Annotated in this window: 17 protein-coding genes and 3 pseudogenes; 12 read left to right on the top strand and 8 right to left on the bottom strand. The window is 64.6% G+C overall.

Annotated elements, in window-relative coordinates:
- Positions 1-89 precede the first annotated feature (89 nt).
- A complete protein-coding gene (locus ACZ9GA_RS16270; RefSeq protein WP_457361709.1) occupies positions 90-896 on the bottom strand; it encodes a cyclase family protein in 807 nt (268 codons plus the stop codon).
- 64 nt (positions 897-960) lie between these two features.
- Between ACZ9GA_RS16270 and ACZ9GA_RS16265 the strand changes: the two genes are divergently transcribed.
- Positions 961-1,350, top strand: coding sequence for a carboxymuconolactone decarboxylase family protein (locus ACZ9GA_RS16265; protein WP_457361710.1), 390 nt, complete (start codon positions 961-963; stop codon positions 1,348-1,350).
- A 92-nt stretch (positions 1,351-1,442) separates the two neighbouring features.
- Here ACZ9GA_RS16265 and proP read toward each other — a convergent pair whose 3' ends face one another.
- The gene (gene proP, locus ACZ9GA_RS16260; RefSeq protein WP_457361711.1) at positions 1,443-2,945 is read right to left on the bottom strand and encodes a glycine betaine/L-proline transporter ProP; all 1,503 of its coding nucleotides are present in this window, start codon (positions 2,943-2,945) and stop codon (positions 1,443-1,445) included.
- 356 nt (positions 2,946-3,301) lie between these two features.
- Here proP and ACZ9GA_RS16255 point away from each other — a divergent pair, with 356 nt between their 5' ends.
- On the top strand, positions 3,302-4,459 hold the full coding sequence (locus ACZ9GA_RS16255; protein ID WP_457361712.1) for a GGDEF domain-containing protein: 1,158 nt from the start codon (positions 3,302-3,304) through the stop codon (positions 4,457-4,459).
- Positions 4,460-4,514: 55 nt separating this feature from the next.
- Here ACZ9GA_RS16255 and ACZ9GA_RS16250 read toward each other — a convergent pair whose 3' ends face one another.
- Positions 4,515-5,894, bottom strand: a complete 1,380-nt coding sequence (locus ACZ9GA_RS16250) for an MFS transporter (RefSeq protein WP_457361713.1) — start codon at positions 5,892-5,894, stop codon at positions 4,515-4,517.
- Between the two features lie 92 nt (positions 5,895-5,986).
- Here ACZ9GA_RS16250 and ACZ9GA_RS16245 point away from each other — a divergent pair, with 92 nt between their 5' ends.
- Positions 5,987-6,847 (top strand): LysR family transcriptional regulator, encoded by an 861-nt coding sequence (locus tag ACZ9GA_RS16245; protein ID WP_457361714.1) that lies wholly within the window; start codon positions 5,987-5,989, stop codon positions 6,845-6,847.
- 292 nt (positions 6,848-7,139) lie between these two features.
- Here ACZ9GA_RS16245 and ACZ9GA_RS16240 read toward each other — a convergent pair.
- A pseudogene (locus tag ACZ9GA_RS16240) lies at positions 7,140-7,490 on the bottom strand (glyoxalase superfamily protein); the annotation flags it as partial.
- A 151-nt stretch (positions 7,491-7,641) separates the two neighbouring features.
- Between ACZ9GA_RS16240 and ACZ9GA_RS16235 the strand changes: the two are divergent.
- Entirely contained in the window at positions 7,642-7,944 is a 303-nt protein-coding gene (locus ACZ9GA_RS16235) for a hypothetical protein (protein WP_457361715.1), read from the top strand.
- A gap of 164 nt (positions 7,945-8,108) precedes the next feature.
- Positions 8,109-10,313 (top strand): OsmC domain/YcaO domain-containing protein, encoded by a 2,205-nt coding sequence (locus ACZ9GA_RS16230; protein ID WP_457361716.1) that lies wholly within the window; start codon positions 8,109-8,111, stop codon positions 10,311-10,313.
- A gap of 44 nt (positions 10,314-10,357) precedes the next feature.
- On the opposite strand, the gene ACZ9GA_RS16225 is transcribed toward ACZ9GA_RS16230, so the two are convergent.
- Positions 10,358-11,539 (bottom strand): MFS transporter, encoded by a 1,182-nt coding sequence (locus ACZ9GA_RS16225; protein ID WP_457361717.1) that lies wholly within the window; start codon positions 11,537-11,539, stop codon positions 10,358-10,360.
- A 94-nt stretch (positions 11,540-11,633) separates the two neighbouring features.
- Here ACZ9GA_RS16225 and ACZ9GA_RS16220 point away from each other — a divergent pair, with 94 nt between their 5' ends.
- The 3 genes and pseudogenes from ACZ9GA_RS16220 to ACZ9GA_RS16210 all read left to right on the top strand — a co-directional run bounded on the left by ACZ9GA_RS16220 (position 11,634) and on the right by ACZ9GA_RS16210 (position 13,406).
- Complete coding sequence (locus tag ACZ9GA_RS16220) at positions 11,634-12,548, top strand: LysR family transcriptional regulator (protein WP_457361718.1); 915 nt, start codon at positions 11,634-11,636, stop codon at positions 12,546-12,548.
- Between the two features lie 126 nt (positions 12,549-12,674).
- Positions 12,675-12,842, top strand: a pseudogene (locus tag ACZ9GA_RS16215) (GNAT family N-acetyltransferase); the annotation flags it as partial.
- Between the two features lie 78 nt (positions 12,843-12,920).
- Positions 12,921-13,406 carry a VOC family protein gene (locus ACZ9GA_RS16210; RefSeq protein ID WP_457361719.1) on the top strand — a complete coding sequence of 162 codons (486 nt, stop codon included), beginning with the start codon at positions 12,921-12,923 and terminating at the stop codon, positions 13,404-13,406.
- A 96-nt stretch (positions 13,407-13,502) separates the two neighbouring features.
- On the opposite strand, the gene ACZ9GA_RS16205 is transcribed toward ACZ9GA_RS16210, so the two are convergent.
- A complete protein-coding gene (locus ACZ9GA_RS16205; RefSeq protein ID WP_457361720.1) occupies positions 13,503-14,675 on the bottom strand; it encodes an MFS transporter in 1,173 nt (390 codons plus the stop codon).
- Between the two features lie 125 nt (positions 14,676-14,800).
- On the opposite strand from ACZ9GA_RS16205, the gene ACZ9GA_RS16200 reads away from it, so the two are divergent.
- Together ACZ9GA_RS16200 and ACZ9GA_RS16195 are read left to right on the top strand one after the other, a co-directional pair.
- Positions 14,801-15,694: a LysR family transcriptional regulator gene (locus tag ACZ9GA_RS16200; RefSeq protein ID WP_457361721.1), complete on the top strand. Its 894-nt coding sequence runs from the start codon at positions 14,801-14,803 to the stop codon at positions 15,692-15,694.
- A 396-nt stretch (positions 15,695-16,090) separates the two neighbouring features.
- Positions 16,091-17,068 carry an AraC family transcriptional regulator gene (locus ACZ9GA_RS16195; RefSeq protein ID WP_457361722.1) on the top strand — a complete coding sequence of 326 codons (978 nt, stop codon included), beginning with the start codon at positions 16,091-16,093 and terminating at the stop codon, positions 17,066-17,068.
- A 1-nt stretch (position 17,069) separates the two neighbouring features.
- Here the strand turns inward: ACZ9GA_RS16195 and ACZ9GA_RS16190 are convergent, their stop codons facing one another.
- Entirely contained in the window at positions 17,070-18,980 is a 1,911-nt protein-coding gene (locus ACZ9GA_RS16190; RefSeq protein WP_457361723.1) for a tyrosine-protein phosphatase, read from the bottom strand.
- A gap of 317 nt (positions 18,981-19,297) precedes the next feature.
- On the opposite strand from ACZ9GA_RS16190, the pseudogene ACZ9GA_RS16185 reads away from it, so the two are divergent.
- Positions 19,298-21,572, top strand: a pseudogene (locus ACZ9GA_RS16185) (FdhF/YdeP family oxidoreductase).
- A 153-nt stretch (positions 21,573-21,725) separates the two neighbouring features.
- Positions 21,726-22,475 (top strand): EcsC family protein, encoded by a 750-nt coding sequence (locus tag ACZ9GA_RS16180; RefSeq protein WP_457361725.1) that lies wholly within the window; start codon positions 21,726-21,728, stop codon positions 22,473-22,475.
- 555 nt (positions 22,476-23,030) lie between these two features.
- Here ACZ9GA_RS16180 and glcF read toward each other — a convergent pair.
- The gene (gene glcF / locus ACZ9GA_RS16175; protein ID WP_457361726.1) at positions 23,031-24,248 is read right to left on the bottom strand and encodes a glycolate oxidase subunit GlcF; all 1,218 of its coding nucleotides are present in this window, start codon (positions 24,246-24,248) and stop codon (positions 23,031-23,033) included.
- Positions 24,249-24,250: the final 2 nt, after the last annotated feature.

Raw genomic sequence — 24,250 nt, 5'->3', positions numbered from 1 at the left:
CCGCTGCCGCAGGCTGCGCTGGCCCTGTGCCCCGCTGAGAATCTAAAGGGTTCACGCCGGCCAGCGCAGCCTTCGGCAGCGGCTACAGGTCACGGCAGGATGGCGAACACCCGCGCCGGGAAGCCGGTGCCTTTTTCTATCTTGGGAAAGCTGATGACGGCCAGCGCGCCCGCTTCCGGCACCTGGTTGAGGTTGTTCAGCAGCTCGATCTGGTAATGGTTGGTGCCCAGCACGTAAGACTCCAGCGAGTAGTCATCCTTGCTGGTCGCCAACCCCGGGTCGGTGTCGGTGGTTTCGTGGCCCGAGGCGGTTATCTTGCGGGTTTCGTAGAGGTAGACCAGCACCTCCTTGCTCCAGCCGGGGTAGTGGGCCACGCCCTTGGCGTCCAGGTTCTGGATCTTGTCCTGGCTGGGCCAGCGTTTGGACCAGTCGGTCCTAAGTGCCACGAAGGCGCCGGCGGGTATGGCGCCGTGGCGTTTTTCCCAGGCTTTCACGTCGGCGAGGGTGATGGTGTAGTCCGGGTTTTTCAGCACTTGCTGGTGAATGTCCAGCACCACCAGAGGCAGCAGCAGCTCCTTCACGTCGATCTGGGCGATGGTGCGCAGCCCTTCATGGAAATGCACCGGCGGGTCGACGTGGGTGCCCCACTGGCCCACGTGGGTGTAGAGATCGACCTGGAAACCGTCCTTGGCGATGGTGTACAGGGTTTTGCGTTCGGCGGGCTGAAAGCCTTTCCAGTGGGGAATCTGCTCGTCGTAGCCGTGGGTGAGGTCGACCCAGGTGTGCTGCTTGAGCCCGTCGTAGACTTTCCACAGCGGCGGCTGATCGGCCTGCGCGGTGGTGGTCAGCAGGGGCAGCAGGGCGATCGCGGCGAACGCCAGCGTGCGTGGTGACATCGTGTCTTCTCCTTGGTAGCGTTGAATGCCGGCCTGGCAGGCGCACCTTAAAAGGTAGAAGAACATGACGTCCAAGCACTTCATCGAATATGAACATGCCAATCCGCGCGTGCGCGCCGTGTACGACGACATCATGCGCACGCGCCAGGTCGATCAGGTCAACAACTTCTGGAAATGCCTGGCGGCGCACCCCGACACTCTGGAGCGTACGTGGCAGAGCCTCAAGCAGGTGATGGCGCCGGGCGCGCTGGATGCGTTGACCAAAGAGCTGATCTACGTGGCGGTCAGCGTCACCAACAACTGCCCGTATTGCATCGCCTCGCACACGGCGGCGGCGCGCAAGGCGGGCATGACGGATGAGATGTTCGGCGAGTTGCAGGCGGTGGTGGGCATGGCCAGCGAGACCAACCGCCTGGCCACCGGCTACCGGGTGCCGCTGGATGATGCCCTGTAGCCGCTGCCGCAGGCTGCGCTGGCCCTGTGCCCTACTGGAAATCTTCAGGGTTCACACCGGCCAGCGCAGCCTGGCGGCAGCGGCTACGCAGGTCAGTTGATACGCGGATGCTGCTGCACCAGCAGCTCGCGCTTGGCCTGCAACTCGGCAATCTGCGTATCAATGTCCTCGATCTTCTGCTCGATGTTGTCGTGATGCTCCTGCAGCAGCTCCTTGGCCTCTTGAAGGTCGGAGGCCGCAGGCGCTGCGCCGCGTAGCGGTTTGTTGGCGGTTTCTTTCATCGACAGGCCCGTGGCCAGGCCAATGGCAGCCACCACCATCAAGTAATACGCCGGCATGTACAGGTTATCGGTGGTTTCCACCAGCCAGGCGGCCAGTGTCGGGGTCAGGCCGGCGACCAGCACGGAAATGTTGAAGGCACTGGCCAGCGCGCTGTAGCGAATGTGGGTGGGGAACATCGCCGGCAGGGTCGAGGCCATCACGCCGATGAAGAAGTTGAGCAGCACCGCCAGTATCAGCAAACCGGCGAAAATCAGCCCGGTGGAGCCGCTGGTGATCAGCATGAACGCCGGTATGGCCAGGCAGAACAGGCCAACGCTGCCGCAGATGATAAAGGGGCGGCGGCCGACCTTGTCACTGACAAAACCGATGATCGGCTGCACGAACAGCATCCCGACCATGATCGCGATAATGATCAGCACACCACGGTTTTCGCTGTAGTGCAGGTTGTGCGACAGGTAGCTGGGCATGTACGTGAGCAGCATGTAGTACGTAACGTTGGTCGCCACGACCACGCCCACGCAGGTGATCAGGCTGCGCCAGTGCTTGGTGGCCACTTCCTTGAACGATACCTTGGGCCCGCCGGCCAAGCCTTCGCGGTCACCTTGTTCCAGCTTTTCCACGTGTTGCTGGAAGGCCGGGGTTTCTTCCAGCGCATGGCGCAGGTACAGCCCCAGCATGCCCAGCGGCAGCGCCAGGAAAAACGGCAGGCGCCAGCCCCAGGCCTCGAAGCGGGCGTCGCCCAGGGTGTTGGAAATCAACACCACCAGGCCTGCGCCCAGTACAAAACCGGCAATGGAGCCAAAATCCAGCCAACTGCCCAGGAAGCCGCGCTTGCGGTCAGGGGCATACTCGGCGACGAAGATCGAGGCGCCGGTGTACTCACCGCCCACCGAAAAGCCTTGGGCCATCTTGGCCAGCAGCAACAGGATCGGCGCCCAGATGCCGATGGTGGCGTAGGAGGGGATCAGGCCGATGGCAAAGGTGCTCAGGGACATGATCACGATGGTCGCCGCCAGTACTTTCTGTCGACCGTAACGGTCACCCAGGGCGCCGAAGAACAGGCCCCCCAGTGGACGAATCAGGAAGGGCACCGAGAAGGTCGCCAACGCTGCGATCATCTGCACGCTGGGGTTGGCGTCCGGGAAAAACACCTTGCCCAGTACATAGGCCACGAAGCCGTATACACCGAAGTCGAACCATTCCATGGCATTGCCCAGGGCCGCAGCGGTGATGGCCTTGCGCATTTTGGCGTCGTCGACAATGGTGATGTCGTCCAGGCCAATGGGGTTGACCTTTTTCTTGCGTAATTTCATGTACGTTACTCTGTACCTGATGGGGGATCGCAGCGTGCTGTCGTGGTAGTGGCACCTGCTCTATGGCATCAGATACAAAGGGAAACGAAATAATTCACTGGCCGGCGCTTTTTCTACAGCGCGGCCTTTATCGGAAGGGCTATCTGATGCGATGATGGCTAAGTGCCATGGATGGATTTGTTGCGTGCTGACGAGGGCCAGCGCAGCCTGGCGGCAGCGGCTACGGGCTGATATCGCAGGGCTGGACGGGCAGCCGTCGGTTTACCGTCGCCAAGATTGCGCCAGATCTGCGAAAAAACTCACCAAGCGTTTACACTCCATTCTTTGACCGCCCTTCATGCAGGCCCTTCTTCACCATGTCGCTTGACCCCGTCACTCTGCTGACCTTATCCGTGGCGCTCGCCGCGGCCGCCTCGTTGTACTTCGCCATCGAATGGGCCAGCGTTCGCGAATCCTCGTTGCTGTGTTTCAGTGGCGGTTTCGCCATCATTACCGTGGGCTGCGTACTGGCCCTGTTGCGCGGCAGTGGCCTGCTGCTGGTGGGCATCTGGGTTGCCAATGGCTTGCTGATTTCGGCACACTGGCTGTTTTTGCTGGGGGTGGCGCGGTTCACCGAGACGCGGCTGTCCAAGGCCTGGTACCTGGTGATCGCCATATGGCTGGCCATGCTGGCACTGCCCACCGACCCGCTGTGGTCCAAAATCATGATGGCGGTGCAGTCGAGCATGATCGGCGTCATCACCCTGCGCGCTAGCTTTCTGCTGCGGCCCCACGGCAAGTCCTGGAGCGTGGGCGCGGTGCAGCTGCGCTATGTGCTGCTGGTGCACGGGCTGTTCTATTTTGCCAAGGTGGCGTCCACGCTGATGCCGGGCGCGCTGATCGATCTGGCGGCCTTTCGCGGTGAAATCATTCAGATCTCGCTGGTGGAAGGGGCCATGGCGATCATGCTGATCGCCCTGTCGATGACCGGCAGCGAGCGCTACCGCCGCGAGAAACGCATTGCTCGCCTGGCGGCGCGTGACCCGCTGACGGCGCTGTACAACCGGCGCGCCCTGGAAGTGCGGGCGCCGCGTCTGCTGGAGCATGTGTCGGCGAGCCGGCCCGGGGCCTTGCTGTTGATCGATATCGACAACTTCAAGCTGGTCAACGATTTGTACGGTCACACCGCAGGCGACCGCTTGCTGGTGACCCTCAGCGAGATGATCCGTACCGTCCTGCCCGAAGGGGCGCTGGCCGCGAGGCTGGGCGGTGACGAGTTTGTGATGCTGCTCAGCGGCACCTCCCGTGAGCAGATTGTCGCACTGGGTGATGAGCTGCGCGGGCAGTTCCATCAACTGGCCCAGCGCACCTTCGACACCCCGGCCGCCGTGACCCTGAGCATCGGCGCCACCCTGTTCGACCACCCGCCCAGCAGCCTGACGGCCCTGATCGAACAGGGCGACACCGCGCTGTACCAGTCCAAGCGCGGCGGGCGCGACAGCCTGCGCGTGGTGGACGGCGCCACAGCCCTGTAGCCGCTGACGTCAGGCTGCGCTGGCCGGTGTGAGCCCTGAGGATGTTCAGCGAGGCTCAGGGCCAGCGCAGCCTGCGGCAGCGGCTACGGGGGGGGCGCAGGCCGGTGAACGCCACACCCGCCGCCACCAGCAGCACTGCCACCGATACCCCCAGCGCTCGCTCCACCCCCAGCACGACCCCCTCGCGCAGCAGATACCCAAACACCGCCACCCCGACAATCCCGCCCACCTGCCGCGCCGAATTCAGCACCCCCGAAGCAACCCCAGCGTGGCTGGCGCCGACCGCAGTCAAGGTGGCGCTGGTAATGGTCGGCACGGTCAGGGCGATGCCGCTGCCCGCCAGCAACATCGGCAGCACCAGCGGCATCAGCGAGGGCGCCGACAGCCCCGGTATCATCAGCCCATAACCGGCGGCCGACACCAGCAACCCCGCAGTGACCAGGGCCCTGGCGCCCATGCGCCCCAGCGCTCGCCCAGCGATGATGTTCATGATCATCAGCACCCCCATCATCGGCAGGAACGCCAGCCCGGTTGCCTCGGCGCTCAGGTGGCGGACCGTTTGAAAGTACAGGCTCAAGGTAAACACCATGCCGTAGAACACCAGGTTGGCCAGCAGCCCGATGCAGGTGGCGCTGGCCACGGCGGCCGTGCGGAACAGTCCTGGCGGCAGCATGGCGGTGGGGCGGTTGCCTTGCAGCCACACAAACAGCCCGCCCAGCGCGACGAAGGCCAGTGCCGCCGCCAGGATCAGCGGGTGTTGCCAGCCCCACTGGCTGGCCTGGGTCAAGGCAAACGTCAGGGCCGCCAGCGCCAAGGCGCCACTGACTTGCCCCGGCACGTCCAGCGACCGCCGTGGCTGGGCAGGTGAGCGCGGGGCATGGCGCGCCGTCAGCCACAGGCCCAACACGCCCACGGGCAGGTTGATGAAAAACAGGCTACGCCAGCCCAGCGTTTCAATCAGCAGCCCGCCCACCAGCGGCCCGGCCGCCAACGCAATACCGCCCCCCGCACCCCACCAGCCCACTGCCCGCTGGCGCGCGCTGCTGTCCGTGAATGCCTGTTGCAGCAACGCCAGCGAAGTGGGCACCAGCAACGCCGCGCCCAGTCCTTGGGCCAGGCGCCAGGCGATCAATGCCTCAAGGCTGTCGGCGGTGCCACAGCCCAGAGACGCCAGGGTGAAGACGCCAAAGCCTGCCATGAACACCGGCTTGGCCCCCAGGCGATCGCCAAGGCTGCCGGCCAACAGCAACAACGACGAGAACATCAGGCCGTAGGCATTGATCACCCATTGCAGGTCGGTGACCTGGGCATCGAACGCCACGTGCAAGGCCTGCAGGGCCACGTTGACCACGCTGACATCCATCAGCACGACAAAAAAGCCCAGACAGGTGGCGAGTTGCACCCGCCGAGCGTTGGAAACGGTGGTGATGGGCATGTGCGGCCTCCAGTTAAGAGGGCCCAGCATACGAACGACTGAACTGTGCGAAAATGGGCGTATCTGCACAGCAGGCTGGAGAAAACGCACCGATGTTTGACTGGGAAAGCTTGCGCGTCTTCCTCGCCGTGGCCCAGGCGGGCAGCCTGTCCGCCGCCGCGCGGCGTTTGAAGGTGGACCACGCCACGGTCAGCCGCCGCCTGGGGGGGCTGGAGGCGCAGCTGCAAGTGCGACTGGTGGACCGGTTGCCCCGTGCGTGCCAGTTGACGGAAATGGGGCAGCGGGTGTTCGAGGTCGCCAGCCAGATGGAGGCCAGTGCCTTTGCGGTCGAGCGCATTACGCGTGCCGGGCAATCACCCATGGCCGGGCGTGTCACCGTCAGCGCGCCGCCGGTGCTGGCCAGCCATTTCCTCGCCGGGCAGTTGCAGCGCTTCCGGCAGGCCTATCCGCAGGTGCAACTGTCGATTGCAAGCCAGGCCCACAGCGTCTCCCTAGGCCGACGCGAAGCGGATATCGCCGTACGGCTGTTCAGGCCTACCGAGCCCGACAGCGTGACGCGCAAGGTTGGCAACATGCCGTTTGCCTTATATGCCAGCGCGCACTATGAGTACGTGGGGCAGCCCGAGCAGTGGGCGTTCATCGCCTATGAAAGCGGCCTGGCCGACATGCCCCATCAGCAGTGGCTGATGTCGGTGGCCCAGGGGCGGGCCGTGGCCTGCGAAGTCACCGACATCACCACCCAGCATCAGGCAGCACGCGCCGGGGCGGGCGTGGCTGGGCTGCCGGTGTTCATGGGCGATAACGATCCATCACTGCAGCGCTTGCCGTTCGACGGCGAGCCGTTTGCGCGCGATATCTGGCTGGTGGTGCATGCGGACCTGCGTCATTCGCCGCTGCTGCGCGGGGTGATGGACTTTCTGGTCGCGGCAATGGGGGAAGCGTTCGGGCAATAAAAAACCCGCCGAAGCGGGTTCTTTTGTGGCCTTCCAACGTCCTGTCAGAGCGCATCCGTGCTGGCCGGTCTTCCGTGACTGAAGCACTTCCTGCGCTTCACCTGTGTAGTTAGATTGCGCTTTTGCCCGGGCGAGCAACAGAGGAGATTGCTGGCACTGCGTGTAAGCCATTGCCTACATCGCATCGCATCGCATCGTAGCCGTTGCCGCAGGCTGCGCTGGCCCGCACGTACACTGGAAATCTCCAGCGAGGCCCAGGGCCAGCGCAGCCTGGCGGCAGTGGCTACAGAGGTTACATCTCGCAGAACCGCAGGCGGTTGCCGAAGGGGTCGTGCACCATCAACTCCTTGCCCCAGCCTTGCTGCACGATCTCCGGTCGCCCATAGCCATAGCGCTTGGCGGCCAGTTCATCGCGCAACGCTTCGATGTTGCTCACGGGGATGAACACCGCCGAACCGGGGCAGGCGTCACCATGGTGTTCGGTCAGATGCAGCACCAGGCCACCGCGGCTGATGCCCAGGTACAGCGGCAGGTCGGCTTCGAAGCGGTGCTCGAACTCCACCGCGAACCCCAGGAAGCCCAGGTAAAATTCCCGCGCCTTGGTTTCATCGAACATGCGCAGCACCGGAATGGGCTGCTCGAACCTTATCTCTTGCTCATCGCTTGAACTCATGCTGACTTTCCTTAGTGCACTGACGCGACGCCACAGGATGATGGCAATCTTGTATCTAATTGTTGCGCAATGGTATCCGCTTTGCTAGATTGCGCGCCTCGCAATTAACCATGGACGTGTTATGTTTTTTCTTGTGTGGCAGGGATGGGGCATTCTTTCTGTATTTATTCCAGTGCTGTGCACCGTATTGTTTGCCGGCCTTCCCAATGGCCTGGGCATTGGTGTTGGACTGTTGGTTGGCGCGGCGATCAACGCCTATATCGGCCATCGCCTGAACAATCAACCGGGTCAAGTACTGGTGGATAAAAACACCGGCGCCGAAGTTGTACTGCGCAAGAAACACACCCTGTTTTACGTGCCGATGCAGTACGTCTCGGTGTTGTGGGCAGTGCTGGGGCTGTTTGCCTTGATCAACGCACACTAAGCGACAATCCGCGCCGCCCGGCAGCCTCGCAGGCGCCGTGCATCGGCCTTGAGCCCCGAGCACACGGGGTTTGGGCCTGATCGCAGCATCGGAGCAAGACTTTCCCCGGAAAAAACCGGATAATGGTGGCCATTTTGTATTGCTCGCTATTATGGTAATTCCGCATGGAAATCAAGGTAAACTTTCTCGACAACCTTCGACTCGAAGCCAAGTTCGACGACTTCACGGTGGTGGCCGATCAGCCCATTCGCTATAAAGGCGATGGCTCGGCGCCCGGGCCGTTCGATTATTTCCTGGCTTCGTCGGCGTTGTGCGCGGCTTACTTTGTGAAGTTGTACTGCGAAACCCGTAATATCCCTACGGATAACATTCGGCTGTCGCAGAACAATATTGTCGATCCGGAAAACCGTTATAACCAGATCTTCAAGATCCAGGTGGAGTTGCCCGCCGATATATCCGCCAAGGACCGCCAGGGCATCTTGCGCTCCATCGACCGTTGCACTGTGAAGAAGGTGGTGCAGACCGGTCCCGAGTTCATTATCGAAGAAGTCGAGAACCTGGACGCCGACGCCCAGGCGCTGTTGATGCTGGACGCCGACAATCAGTCCAGCACCTACATCGCCGGCAAGGACCTGCCGCTGGAGCAGACCATCGCCAACATGTCCGGCATCCTCGCCGGCCTGGGCATGAAGATCGAAATCGCCTCGTGGCGCAACATCGTGCCCAACGTCTGGTCGCTGCACATCCGTGACGCCCAGTCGCCCATGTGCTTCACCAACGGCAAGGGCTCGACCAAGGAAGGCGCGCTGGCCTCGGCCCTGGGCGAGTTCATCGAGCGCCTCAACTGCAACTTCTTCTACAACGACCAGTTCTGGGGCCAGGACCTGGCCAACGCCGAGTTCGTGCATTACCCGGACGAGCGCTGGTTCAAGCCAGGCCGCAAGGACCAGCTGCCGGCCGAGATCCTCGACGAGTACTGCTTGGCGTTCTACAACGCCGACGGCGAGCTGCGCGGTTCGCACCTGTTCGACACCAACTCGGGCAACGAAGAACGCGGCATCTGCTCGCTGCCGTTCGTGCGCCAGTCGGACGGTGAAGTGGTGTACTTCCCCTCCAACCTGATCGAAAACCTGTACCTGAGCAACGGCATGAGCGCCGGCAACACCCTGGCCGAAGCCCAGGTGCAGTGCCTGTCGGAAATCTTCGAGCGCGCCGTCAAGCGCCAGATCCTGGAAGGTGAGCTGGCGTTGCCGGACGTGCCGCAAGAGGTATTGGCCAAGTACCCAGGCATCCTCGCCGGTATCCAGGGCCTGGAAGCCCAGGGCTTCCCGGTGCTGGTCAAGGACGCCTCCCTGGGCGGCGAATTCCCGGTGATGTGCGTGACCCTGATGAACCCGCGCACCGGCGGCGTGTTCGCCTCGTTCGGCGCCCACCCAAGCCTGGAAGTGGCCCTGGAGCGCAGCCTCACCGAACTGCTGCAAGGCCGCAGCTTCGAAGGCCTGAACGACTTGCCGCAACCGACCTTCGAAAGCCACGCGCTGACCGAGCCGAACAACTTCGTCGAGCACTTCATCGACTCCAGCGGCGTGGTGTCGTGGCGCTTCTTCAGCGCCAAGTCGGACTTCGAGTTCGTGGAATGGGACTTCTCCGGCCAGGGCGAAAACTCCAACGCCGAGGAAGCTGCCACCCTGTTCGGCATCCTCGAAGGCATGGGCAAGGAAGTCTACATGGCGGTCTACGAGCACATCGGTGCCACCGCTTGCCGCATCCTGGTGCCGGATTACTCGGAAATCTATCCGGTAGATGACCTGATCTGGGACAACACCAACAAGGCGCTGTTCTTCCGCGAAGACATCCTCAACCTGCACAGCCTGGACGAAGAGCAACTGGCTGCGCTGCTGGAGCGCCTGCACGAGAGCGAACTGGACGACTACACCGACATCAAGACCCTGATCGGCATCGAGTTTGACGAGAACACCGCCTGGGGCCAGCTGACCATCCTGGAACTCAAGCTGCTGATCCACGTGGCCTTGAAAGAGTTCGACGAAGCCAAGGAACTGGTGGAAACCTTCCTGCAGTTCAACGACAACACCGTGGAACGCGGGCTGTTCTACCAGGCGCTGAACGTGGTGCTGGAGCTGGAACTGGACGACGAGTTGCAGCTGGAAGACTACGAGGTCAATTTCCGCCGCATGTTCGGTGACGCGCGCATGGACGCGGTGCTGGGCAGCGTCGAGGGCAGCGTGCGTTTCTACGGCCTGACGCCGACCAGCATGAAGCTGGAAGGCCTTGATCGTCACCTGCGCCTGATCGAGAGCTACAAGAAGCTGCACGCCGCACGGGCCAAGGGCCTGGCTGCCGGCCGCTGACAGCACAATGCCCCGGTTTCGACCGGGGCATTGTTTTGGCGGTGTTACTCCACCGCTGCCTGGAACACCTGCCTTTCGGCGCGTTTCGAGCGCCAGCTGAACATCAGCACCATCACCAACCCCAGACCGCCCATGGCGGCACCTGCCAGGGCGATCGCCGGGTAGCCCAGCTGCGCGTTGATCACTGCCCCGCCCAGCGCCGCACCAATGGCGTTACCGAAGTTGAACGCCCCGATGTTGACGGCCGACGCCAGGTTGGGTGCGTCCTTGGCGGCTTCCATCACGCGCATTTGCAGTGGCGGCACCAGGGCAAAACTCGCTGCGCCCCAGATCAAAATCGCCACGGCGGCAGGCAGCGGCCATTGCATCAGCACGGTGAAGGCCAGCAGCACCACGATCAACGTCGCCAGCGACAGGATCAGCGTGCGGTCCACCGAACGGTCCGCCGCCTTGCCGCCCCAGACGTTGCCGATGGTCAGGCCGATGCCGAACAGCATCAGCATGCCAGTGATGAAGTTGGTGGAAGCGTGGGTGGCGTCGCGCAAAATCGGCGCGATGTAGGTGAACACGGTGAACATGGCACTGGAGCCGACCACCGTCAGCGCCAGCGCGGCCAGCACCGGCTTGCGCCCCAACACCTTGATCTCGGCCAGCAGGCCGCCGCCTTTCTGCGCCGGCAGGTTGGGCAGCGCCAGCCACAGCGACACCATGGTCACCACGCCCAGGGCGGCGATGCCCCAGAAGGCCGTGCGCCAACCGAAGGTTTCACCGAACCAGGTGGCCAGCGGTACGCCGCCAATCGTCGCCAGGGTCAGCCCCATGAACATCGCCGCCACGGCACCGGCGCGCTTGTCGGGCGCCACCACACTGGCGGCGACAATGGAACCGATGCCGAAGAAGGCGCCGTGGTTGAGCGAGGTCACCACGCGGGCGACCAGCAGGGTCTGGTAACTGGTGGCCAGGGCCGACAGCAGATTGCCCAGGGTGAAAATGGCCATCAGGCCGATCAGCAGATAGCGCCGTGGGATGCGCGCGGTGGCCAGGGTCATGATCGGCGCGCCGATCAGCACGCCCATGGCGTAGGCGCTGACCAGCAGGCCGGCGCTGGGGATCGACACGCCGAGGTCGGCGGCGATGCCGGGCAACATGCCCATGGGGGCGAACTCGGTGACACCGATGCCGAAGGCGCCGATGGCAAGGGCTACAAGGGGTGAATTGATACGCATGGGTGACTCCTCATCTGTGAGGCGAATGCTACAATCCGCTGTTTTCAGGCGGTAGTCCCTTACCGGTACCAACAGTTTTGCGTGGGGAGCACAAATGGACCTCAATGGTCACTCCGGTGAAATGGCGGTGTTCGTTCGCGTGGCGCAGGAAGGCAGCCTGTCTGCGGCCGCCCGCGCCCTGGGCCTGACGCCGTCGGCCATCAGCCGCATCATCGCCCGCACCGAAGCGCGCATCGGCACCCGCCTGCTGATCCGCACCACGCGCGCCATTACCCTGACCGCCGAGGGCGAAGCCTACCTGCGCGGCGCCCGGCGCATCCTTGCCGACATCGCCGAGGTGGAGGACGCCATCACCGACCAGGGCGTGCCCCGTGGCCGGTTGCGGGTCAGCGCCTCCCAGGCCCATGGCCGGTTGACCATCGTGCCGCTGGTGGCGGCCTTCAGTGCCCGCTACCCGGCCATCGTGGTCGACCTGATGCTCAGCGATGAAATCGTCGACATTCTTGGCGGCGAGGCCGACGTGGCGCTGCGCTTCGGCGAACTGGCCGACAGCCCGCTGACCGCGCGCAGGGTAGGGGAGACCGCCAGCGTCATCGTCGCCTCGCCCAGCTACCTGGCACGCCACGGCACCCCGCAGCAGCCCGAAGACCTGCTGGCCCACAACTGCCTGCGCTTCAACTTCCGCCGCGCCAACCTGGACTGGCCGTTCCGCCGCGATGGCCAGGACTTCGCCTTGAAGGTGTCCGGCAGCCTGGAAGGCAACAGCGGTGAAGTGCTGTCGCAACTGGCCCGGCTGGGCGCGGGCATCACCCGCATCGGCACCTTCAGCGTGCAGGCGGACCTGGACAGCGGCGCGCTGGTACCGTTGCTGGAAGACTACAACCCGGGGGATCGCGAGCCCATCCACGCCGTGTTCGTGGGCGGCGCCGCGATGCCGGCGCGGGTGCGTGCGTTCGTGGATTTTCTGGTGGAGCACCACGGCCACCCCACCCCAAACCTAATCCCGTAGCCGCTGCCGCCAGGCTGCGCTGGCCCTATCGTTCCCTGAACATCTCCGGGGTTCACACCGGCCAGCGCAGCCTGGCGGCAGCGGCTACAGGGCGATGACCGGCTTTTAAATAACAACGCCATGGCTGGCGACCCCAAAATGGAAATGGCTGAAGCGCTGGCCCGTGAGAAAAGCTGCGTGGGCATCTGGCTGGACACCTTCGACTTCCAGGCGCCGGATTTCTACAAGCGGCTGGGGTTCACCGAATTTGGTGGCATCGATGATTTTCCACCGGGGCACAAGCGCCTGGCCTGACCGCACGGCGGGCGTTGTCGGTTGACCGGGGCCACGCACTACACTGATCAAACCGCTCCCGCCCCCCGGAGAACAACCATGATCAGCAAAAACACTCTCTGCCTCTGGTACAACGGCACCGCGCTCGACGCCGCCACCTTCTACGCCAAGACCTTCCCCGACAGCAGCGTGGGCGCCGTGCACCGCGCCCCGGGCGACTACCCGGCGGGCAAGGAGGGCGATGTGCTGACCGTGGAGTTCACCGTCATGGGCATCCCGTGCCTGGGCTTGAACGGCGGGCCGGCGTTCACCCACAGCGAGGCGTTTTCGTTCCAGGTGGCCACCGATGATCAGGCTGAGACCGATCGGTTGTGGCATGCCATTGTCGACAACGGCGGCCAGGAAAGTGAATGCGGTTGGTGCAAGGACAAGTGGGGGCTGTCGTGGCAGATCACCCCGCGCGCACTGACGACAGCGTTCACCAGCCCTGACCGCGCCGCGGCGGCGCGGGCGTTCAAGGCGATGATGACGATGGGTAAGATCGACATCGCAGCGATCGAGGCCGCAGTCAGATCCCAAGGCTGACCCAGTCTGTAGCCGCTGCCGCCAGGCTGCGCTGGCCGATGGGAGCTCTGGAGAACTCCAGCGGGGCAGGGGGCCCGCGCAGCCTGGCGGCAGCGGCTACGTAGCGGTCAGTGGGAAACCCGCCTGCCGGGCCGACCAGGCCACGCCCAAGGTCACCACCAGCAGCCCCAGCATGGCCGGCGCCAGTGCCGCCGCGCCGAAGCCGTCCAGCAACAAGCCACCCATTACCCCACCCCCCGCAATCGCCAGGTTCCAGGCCGTCACCAGCATGGACTGGGCCACGTCCATGGCATCGCCTGCAGCATTGGCCAAGGCCGTCTGAAACAACGTGGCCGAGCCCCCGAATGCCAACCCCCAGCAGCCAATGGCGAGGTACACCAGCGCTGGCTGCTGCGCCGCAGTCGCCGCCAGCAGGGCGGCCAGGCCAAACAGCACGGTACTGCCCAGCGTCAGGCGCCGCAGATGCCGATCAATCAGCACCCCCGTGACCCAGATACCCGCCAGCGAGCTGGCGCCGAATACCAGTAGCACCAGGTCGGTACGCTGGGCCATGTGCGCCGTGGCCAGGTAAGGCGCGATGTAGGTGTACAGAATGTTATGCGCCAGCACGAACCCCAGCACCACCCACAGCACCGGCCGCACGCCCGGCAGGGTAAACACCTGCCCAGTACCAAGGCGCTTGTCGGCAGGCTGCCCGGCAAAGTCCGGCACGGCCAGGCGCACCCACAGCATCAGCGCCAAGGCCAGCACGCTGATCAGGCCGAAACACAGGCGCCAGCCCATCAGGGTGCCCAGCCAGGTGCCCGCCGGCACGCCCAACGACAGGGCCAACGGTGTGCCGACCATGGCAATGGCAATCGCCCGGCCTTTCTGCTGCTCAGGCACCATGCGCGCAGCATACCCGGCCACCAGCGCCCACAGCAGGCCTGCCGACACCCCGGCCAGCAAGCGCGCACACAGGATCAGCGGGTAGCTGCTCGACAGCGCCGTCACGGTGTTGGCAATCGCAAATCCGCCAATGGCAGTGAGCAACAACGGCCTGCGGCGCATGCCCTGCGTAGCCGCCGTCAGGGGCATGGCCGCCAGCAGCGAGCCCAGGGCATAGACACTGATGGTCTGGCCCACCCAGGCTGCGGGCACTTCCAGCCCCTGGGCCATCTGCGGCAACAAACCGGCCGGCAGCGCCTCGGTCAAAATGGTGATGAAGCCCGCCATCGCCAAGGCCAGCAGCGACAGCACCGGCAGACGTGGATCGAGGGGTGTGGTCATTGCAAACCTCCTGTCATGACTGTGGCCGCCAGCATAGAAACCCGGTGATTAAGGAAAAAGTAGGGTAGTGTTCCGTGCTCTACGGACTGACGGTTCCGTAATGGCCGCACAGGAGGGAGGGCGCAATGGACAGCCTCAACGGTTTCAACGTATTCGTGCAGGTGGCCGAAACCCGCAGCTTCGCAGCAGCGGGGCGGCTGCTGGGGATCTCCGCATCGGCGGTGGGCAAGAGCGTGGTGCGCCTGGAAGAAAAGTTGGGCGTGCGCCTGTTCCACCGCAGCACGCGCAGCATCACCCTGACCGCCGAGGGCGCGATGTTCCTGCAGCGCAGCCGGCGCATCTTGGCCGAAATCGAGGCCGCCCAGCTGGAACTGTCCCAGGCCAGCGCTACGCCGCGCGGCCGCCTGCGCGTGAGCCTGCCCATGGTCAGCCCGTTGATGCTGCCAGTGCTGGGGCAATTCATGGCGGACTTTCCCGACATCGAACTGGACCTGGATTTCAGCGACCGCCTGGTGGATGTGATCGAGGAAGGCTTCGACGCCGTGATCCGCACCGGCGAGCCCAGTGATTCGCGGTTATCGGCACGCCGGCTGGGTGCCTTCCGCCTGATGCTGGTGGCGTCGCCCGATTACCTGGCCCGGCACGGCGTGCCCCAGGTGCCCGCCGACCTGCGCGGGCACAAGTGCCTGCACTATCGCTTCCCCAGCAGCGGCAAACTGGAGGCCTGGGTGTTACAGGGCGCACCGGCGGGGGCCGAGGTGGCGCTGCCGGTGACGATGATCTGCAACAACATCGAGACCCGCGTGTGCTTTGCCGTGCGGGGGTTGGGGATTGCCTATCTGCCGGACTTTGCCATTCGTGAGCAGTTGGCTGATGGGAGCCTGGTGCCGGTGCTGAGTGGGCAGGTGGGGGATGGCAATGTCTTTCATGTGTTGTGGCCGGGTAGCAAGCATCCGTCGCCCAAGGTGCGGGCGTTGGTGGATTATTTGGGGGTGCATGTGTTTCCTGGGGCGGTGTAGGGGCGGGGTGCATGTCTCGGGTTTTTTTGCGGTCATGAGATCGAGCGCCGCCCGCGCGGCGCTTCGCGGCCACGGGCGGATGGCCGCCCCGCCGATCCTACCGTTTGTTTCGGGCCAGTTTTGTCTGTCGGATCTCCCGGGACCGCCTTGGTGGCACCAACACAAATTTGCAGCGAATAAACAAAGCGGTCCCAGGAGATGCCACTGGCAAAATTGGCCCGAAACAAATGGTAGGATCGGCGGGGCGGCCATCCGCCTGCGGCCGCGAAGCGCCGCGCGGGCGGCGCGCGATCTCGAGAGCGCCAAAAAACCAAAGACATGCCCCAAAAATGTAACCCCCCCCGTCACATCCCCCTGCTAGCGTACCGCCGCCCCCCACAATAAAAAAATCCTCCCATGCACCCCACCCGCAAGCAAATCGTCATCCGCTCCACCGACATGGCCGCCGAAGATTTCGGCGGGCTGTTCTCCCAGGTGTTCGGCAACCTTTACGCCGACGTCCCCAGCATCGGCACCCCCATCAGCATCGCCGGCGTCTACGGCCGCTACGAAGGCGTGAGTTTTCGCCACATGCACTACCGCGGTGATTTCACCGTGCAGATCCCCGACCTCAACGACGAGATCACCTTTGTCATCCCCACCGCCGGGCGGATCGTTTTCAACCTGGCGGACGAAACCGTCGGCCTGCCCCAGGTCGGGCTGGCCGTGGAGAAAACCCAGGTGCGTTCGGTGCGCTTTGTCGACGGGCACGGGCAATACGGCATGTCGATTCGTCGTGGGCTGTTCACCGCGCGACTGGCAACGTTGCTGGGAAGACCCATCGTGCAACAGATCCGTTTCGAGCCTCGGGTCGATCTGAGCCGCCCGGCCTTTGATGGCATCAAGGCGGTGATCGGCTTTGCCACCGGTGTCGAGCTGGATGCGCTGATGAACGCCAGCGCGCTGATGCCCACGCGGTTGCAGGAGATGCTGGTGGACGCGGTGCTGGAAAGCTGGCCGCACAACTACAGCCAGCAGTTGAGCAACCCAGGCCCGTCGATTGCGCCGCGCCACGTGCGGCTGGCCATGGATTACATCCAGTCCCACCCGCAGTGCCTGGTCAGCGGTACCGAGCTTGCCCAGTTGAGCAACGTCAGCCTGCGCGCCCTGCAGGAGGGCTTCCGCCGCTTTGTGGGTACCTCGATTGTTGAATACCAGCGTCAGGTGCGGTTGGAGCGCGCCTATCAGGTATTGAAAACCGGCGAGGCCGAGTCGGTGACGACGGTGGCTCAACGCCTGGGTTTTTCCAATGTCGGCCGCTTCTGCCAGTACTTCCAGAACGCCTATGGCGTGTCCCCGCAGGCTGTGAGGAACGGCCTGCGGGGGCGCCACTGAGTCAGAAGCGGTAGCTGGCCTTCAGGCTGCCGCTGAAGCCCTGGCTGTCGCCGCCGGTGGTGGCACCGGCCTCGGCGCCCAGGCTGACGGCGCCCAGGTTGGCGGTCAGGTTGAGCGCGCCGCTGAACTGGTCGCGGGTGGCGTAGGCGGCCCGCTGTTCAATGTCCAGGCCCAGGATCTGCGCGCTGCTGTCGACCTGCGGGTTGCCCAGTACCCGCTCGTAATCCAGGCTGGCGCCGGGCACCAGCTGCCAGCCACCGGCCACGGCGATCGGCGTCAGGCTGGCTTTCAGGTGGGTGAAGGCGCTGCGGCGGGTTTGCGACATGCCGTCCACGTCCAGGGCCAGCTCGCTGTCTTTCTCGTTGAAGCCGTCCAGGTTCAGGTGGCTGACGCGCACGCCCAGGCTGGGTTCCAGGGTCACCCCGGTGGTGGGCAGGCGGTAACCCAGGGCCAGGCTGGCGCTGCTCAGGTTGCCGTGGGTGTCGCCGCGGGCGCTGCCCAGGCCACCGCCCAGCTGGCGCTTGCTGTCGTAGTCCACCCAGCCGGCGCTGGCGTCGGCGGCTACGAACACGCCTCGCTCAAGGCCGTTGGGCGCAAAGCGTGCACCGGCGTTGAGGAAGGTCAGGTCGGTGTCCACCTCGCCACCGGCGCCGCCCACGGTGCCCTTGCTGTAGCCGAAGCCGACGTGAGCGCTGAGCTGGTCGCTGAAGCGCTGGGTCAGGCCGATCATGGTGCCCTGGGTGTGCTCGTTGCTGCTGGCCGCATGGGAGGAGCCGTCGGTGCCCAGGTAGCCGGCAAGGCCGGTGGTCCACAGGCTGCGCTGGCCCACCTTGAGGTCGATGCCGTTGGTGTAGGGTTCGGCGGCCTGGTCGATCAGCGCGCTTTGGCGCAGCAGGTAGCTGGCCGCGTCGGCGTGCACCTGGCCGCCCACGGTGGTGGGCACGATGCCCAGGGTGCCGGCGTCGATGGCCGATTGCAGGTAGTAGTTGTAGGCGGTGTAGGTGCCCGACAGGCTGGAGTTCTGCAATTGCTGCAACAGCAGGGCGCCTGCGGCGGCGTTGCCGAACAGGCTGGCCTGGCCGGGCAGGCTGTTGTAGTAAACCATCTTGGCGCGCAGCACGTAGATGGTGGCCTGGGACAGGCCCAGGCCTTCCTTCAGGTAGTTGTCCATGGTGCCGTACAGCGCCGTTACTTCATCCAGCGAGGCCTGCAGGTAGCTGGCGTCCACGGTCAGCAGCGGCTCGTAGATCGCCGCCATGCTCGCCGGCAACGCGGCCAGGGTCGCGGCGACGCGGGTTGCGGTGTAATCGTTGGTGGCCAGGTAGTCGGCCATGATGGTGGCGCTGTCGACGCCGGCGATGCTCAGCAGCACGGCGGCGGTCCAGCCGGTGCGGTCCTTGCCGGCGGTGCAATGGAACAGGGCGGCGCCGTCGACACTGGCCAGGTCGTTGAACAACACCGAGAACTGGCTGCGCACGTCAGCGTTATCGACAAACGATGCGTTGACCGCCTGCATGTAGGCCATGGCCTGGGCGGCGTTGGTGATCGAACTGGTGTCGAGGGCGGAATTGCCGATGATGTCGATGTTGGTGTAGGTGGCGCCGGTCAGCAGGGTGTCGGGGGTGGCGGCCACTTCGCTGGTGGTGCGCAGGTCGTACACGGCGGTGATGCCCAGGCTGTTGAGGGTGGCCAAGTCGGCTGCCGACGGGGTGATGGCGTTGGAGCGGTAGAACACGCCGGCGCGCATGGTGCCATCATTGGCAGTGGTGTAGGCGGTGGTGGTGCCGGCCACATCACGGAAATTGTCGATACTGCTCAGGATCGGCGTATCGAGGGTGTAGGTCTCGGTGGCCTGGGCCGCAGAGATGGACAGGGCCAGGACAGACAGCGAACAGACGATGCGATGCAACACGGGACAGCCTCCTTGGATAAGTCAGGCTGGCCACTATCTGTATCGATGTGTGAACGATTATGACAAGTTCGGGTACGCGGCGAATGGGCGCGCAAAGTGTCCTTGATGTGCGTGATTGGTACGTGTCCGGATACCTTTTGCTACCCCCTGCTGCAGCAATGCCAGGCGGGGGGCGCCCCGTTAACCGCTGGGTCGAGACGTCATGGACATCGCCCGGCCGAGGAGTAAGGTGAACAACGGGCGCCGCCCTGGCGGCGATTGAAAATATCCTGACGGCCCTGACCTGGCGGTCATCGCCGCGTGCAGAGGGAGTCATCATGGCCACTCGACGCAAGGTTCCCGGCATCAAAGACTACGATGGCCCGGCAGGCGGCTGGGGGGCATTGAAAGCCACCGCCACTGCGGTCCGCGAACAGATGGACACGCTCAAGGCGCCCATCACCCTGCTGCGCACCAACCAGCCCGACGGCTTCGATTGCCCCGGCTGTGCGTGGCCTGACAAAGAGCACAAATCCACCTTCCAGTTCTGTGAAAACGGCGCCAAGGCGGTGACCTGGGAAGCGACCAACAAGCGCGTCACGGCCGAGTTTTTCGCCAGCCACCCGGTGTCCTCCCTGCTGCGTCGCTCCGACTACGAGCTTGAAGACCTGGGCCGCCTGACCCAGCCCATGGTCTACAACCGCGCCACCGATACCTACCAGCCCATCGAATGGGACGCGGCCTTTTGCGCGCATCGGCGAGGTGCTGCGCGGCCTGCAACCCGATCAGGTCGAGTTCTACACCTCGGGGCGTGCCTCCAACGAAGCCGCGTACCTGTGGCAACTGTTTGCCCGCGAGTACGGCACCAACAACTTTCCCGACTGCTCCAACATGTGCCACGAGGCCACCAGCGTCGGGCTGCCGCGCTCCATCGGCATCGGCAAGGGCACGGTGTCGCTGGAAGATTTCGACGTCACCGAGCTGATTCTGTCGATCGGCCACAACCCCGGCACCAACCACCCGCGCATGATGGGTACGCTGCACGAGGCGTCCCGGCGCAAGGTGCCGATCATGGTGCTCAACCCCTTGCGCGAGCGTGCGCTGGAGCGCTTTGCCGACCCGCAAAGCATGGTCGAGATGGCCACCTACGGTTCCACCCGCATTGCTTCCACCTACCTGCAGGTCAAGGCCGGCGGCGATGCGGCCGCCATCAAGGGGGTGATGAAAGCGCTGCTGGAGCTGGAGGACAGTGTCGGCCAGGTGCTGGACCATGCGTTCATCAACGAGCACACCCGCGGCTTCGAGGCGCTGAAGGCTGACCTGCTGGCCACCCAGTGGCCAGACATCGAGCAGGCCAGCGGCCTGCCCCAGGCCGACATGCAAACCGTCGCGGCTGCCTACGCGAAATCCAATGCCACCATCGTCACCTACGGCATGGGCGTCACCCAGCACAACGAAGGCACGGCCAACGTGCGGCTGATCTGCGACCTGCTGATGCTGCGCGGCAACCTGGGCAAACCCGGTGCCGGCATTTGCCCGCTGCGCGGCCACTCGAACGTGCAGGGCAACCGCACGGTGGGCATTACCGAAAAACCGTCGGCCGCCTTCCTCGCCAACCTCGAGCGCGTGCTGGGCTTCAAACCACCCAGCGCCCATGGTCATGACGCCGTGCAGACCATGCAGGCGATGATCGCCGGTAGCGCCAAGGCCCTGCTGTGCCTGGGCGGCAACTTTGCCGTGGCACTGCCTGATCCGGCCCAGTGCTTCCCGGCCATGGGCAAGCTGGACCTGGCCGTGCACGTGGGCACCAAGCTCAACCGCAGCCACCTGCTGGTGTCGCGCGAAACCTTCCTGTTCCCCTGCCTGGGGCGTACCGAACTGGACGTGCAGGACGGTGCAGCGCAGGCGATCACCGTGGAAGACTCCATGTCCATGGTTCACGCCTCGGCCGGCAAGCTGGCGCCTGCGTCCGAGCACCTGCGCTCGGAACCGGCGATTGTCGCCGGCCTGGCGGCCGCGACGCTGCCGGCCAGCAAGGTGCCTTGGCACGCATTGGTGGCTGACTACGACAAGATCCGCGACCTGATCGAGCAGACGGTGCCGGGATTCGATGACTACAACCAGCGGATTCGCGTGCCGGGCGGTTTTCGCATGCCGCTGCCGGCCACCCAGCGCCAGTGGCTGACGCCGTCCGGCAAGGCCGAATTCTTCGTGTTCCCCGGTCTGCACGAAGACAGGGTCGTGGAGGGCGCAGACGTGCTGCGGCTGATCACACTGCGCAGCCACGACCAGTACAACACCACCATCTATGCCCTGGATGACCGGTACCGGGGCGTATTCGGGCGTCGCGACGTGGTGTTCATGAGCCAGGTCGACCTGAGTGCGAGGGGCTTGGCCCACGGTGACCTGGTGGACCTGGAGACGGTCACCGAAGGCCGGCGCATGCGCTACGAGAAAATCACCGCCATCGAGTACAAGATCGCGCCGGGCTCGGTGGGCGCCTATTACCCGGAAGCTAACCAGTTGGTGCCGCTGGACTACATTGACAAGGACAGTGGAACGCCCTCCTACAAGTCGGTGCCGGTAAGGGTGACGCGCTCGGAGTTCGCCTAGGGTGCACAGTGTGCGCCCCTCCTTTGTAGAAGCTGCCGAAGGCTGCGTCTGGCGTATGCTGTGTATCAGGTGGGCCGCAGCGCCTGTGACGCCGCCTGGCGGCAGCTGCTACATCGGTTGCAACGTCTCTTTTCCACTTCCCAGCGAGGCCCCATGAGTATCTCGGCAGACGATCGACAGCAACTGCAACGGGCGAAGCACCTGCTGGAAAACCCAGGCTTCATCGCCAAGGTCACCCACGTCATCGGCATGCCCATCGAAGGTGCCCTGGCTCGCCTGCCCAAACGCGTCACCGCGCGCATCGCCGGTATCACCCAAGCGGCGCTGGTCAAGGCGCTGGATGCCGCGGTGTTCACCATCAAGGACCTGCCCGGCGAGCAACCGTCCAATCGCTGGCACAAGGCGGGTATCGCCGTGAGCGGCGGGGTGGGCGGCTTTTTTGGCTTGGCGGGCCTGAGTGTCGAACTGCCGCTGTCGACCTCGATCATGCTGCGCTCCATCGCCGACATTGCCCGCAGTTTTGATGAGCGCATCGACAGCGAAGAGGCCAAGCAGGCCTGCCTGGCGGTGTTCGCCCTGGGTGGGCGTTCGCGCAAGGATGATGACACCGAGACCGGCTACTACGCCGTGCGTGCGGCGCTGGCCAAGTCATTGTCGGACGGTTCGATCCTCAAGCTGGTTGCCGCGGTGGCCGAGCGCTTCAGCCTGCATGTCAGCGAAAAGGCTGCGGCCCAGTCCATCCCGGCAATTGGCGCGGTGGGTGGGGCGGTGATCAACCTGGCGTTCATTGACCATTTCCAGGACATGGCCACCGGGCATTTTATTGTCAGGCAGCTGGAGCGACGCTACGGCGCCGACGCCGTGCAGCAGCTCTACCAGACCTTGCCCAAACGCGCGCTTTAGACATTTATACGGACCCTGTAGCAGCGGCCGCCAGGCCGCGTCACAGGCGCTGCGGAGTATCAGGCACACCGCGTTGGGCGTGACGCCGCCTTCGGCAGCTGCTATAGAACGGCGGCATCGGCCAAGGCCGGCTCCTACCACGGACAGTGTAGGAGACCCCACACCTGTGGGAGCGGGTTCTACCCGCGAAAAGAACACCGCGAAGTATCTGAACCACCACGGCGTCCTCTTCGCGGGCAGAGCCCGCTCCCACATGAAGACAGTTGCTGCTACGGGGGCGGTGTTATTTGCTCAAGACCTGTGGGACCGGGCGAAGCTCGGGAAGAGGCCACCCAGGCCCTCGAACCTGTAGCAGCGGCCGCCAGGCCGCGTCACAGGCGCTGCGGAGTATCAGGCACACCGCATTGGGCGTGACGCCGCCTTCGGCAGCTACACCACTCTCTGTGGGAGCGGGTTCTACCCGCGAAGAAGGTCGCGCGGGCTTCCTGACGCACCGCGGTGTGTTTTTCGTGGGCAGAGCCCACTCCCACAAAGACAGTTGCTGCTACAGGACGATTAGCGCAACGCCTCGTCGACGATCTCGATCCAGTGCCGCACCGGCGTGCGGCCCGCACCGTTCAGGTGGGTCTGGCAGCCGATGTTGGCGGTCACGATGACCTGCGGCTGGCCGCTTTCCAAAGCATTGAGGCGGTTGTCACGCAACTGCCGCGCCAGGGCGGGCTGGGTCAGTGAGTAGGTTCCCGCCGAGCCGCAGCACAGGTGGCCGTCGGGCACGGGCGCCAGGCTGAAGCCTAACTGCGTCAGCAACCCTTCCACTGCGCCGCCAAGCTTTTGCGCATGCTGCAGGGTACAGGGGCAATGAAAGGCCAGGCGCAGGTCGCTGTTGAGGCTCAGGCTGTCCAGCGCTTCAGCACCCAGCACTTGCACCAGGTCGCGGGCCAGTTCGCTGACGCGCTGGGCCTTGGCGGCATATCGAGGGTCGCCCTTTAGCAAATGCCCATATTCCTTGATGAATGCGCCGCAGCCGCTGGCAGTCTGCACGATGGCTTCGGCGCCGGCCTCGATGGCCGGCCACCAGGCATCGATGTTGTGACGGGCACGGTCCAGTCCTGCATGCTGGGCGTTCATGTGAAAGTCCACGGCGCCGCAGCAACCGGCCTGTGGCGCCGCGACAAGACTGATGCCGAGGCGGTCCAGCACGCGCGCGGTGGCGGCGTTGGTGTTGGGCGAGAAGCCCGGTTGCACGCAGCCTTCCAGAATCAGCATGTGCCGTGGGTGGCGCACAGGTGGGCGCACGCCGGCCGGGCGCGCCTGGCGCGGCAGTTTGGCTTGCAGGCTGTCGGGCAGCCAGGGCCGCAGCACTTGGCCGGCGCGGGTCAGGGCGCGGAACAGCGCCGGGTGCGGCACCACGGCCCGCAGGCCGCCGCGCAGCAGGCGATTGCCCAGAGGGCGCGGCACTTGCTGTTCGATGAAGTCGCGGCCGATGTCCAGCAGGGTGTGGTACTCGACGCCTGAGGGGCAGGTACTTTCGCAGTTGCGGCAGCTCAGGCAGCGGTCCAGGTGGGTCTGGGTGGCGGCGGTGATGGGCGCGCCTTCGAGCATTTCCTTCATCAGGTAGATGCGCCCGCGCGGGCCGTCCAGCTCGTCGCCCAGCAGTTGGTAGGTGGGGCAGGTGGCGTTGCAGAAACCGCAGTGCACGCAACTGCGCAGCACCTGTTCGGCTTCGGCGGCGCGGGGCAGTTGCCGCGCCTGTGGGCTGAGGTGGGTTTGCATGC

It is taken from the genome of Pseudomonas sp. TE3644 (genome assembly GCF_056278815.1).
This window is presented reverse-complemented; position numbering and strand designations above follow the sequence as displayed.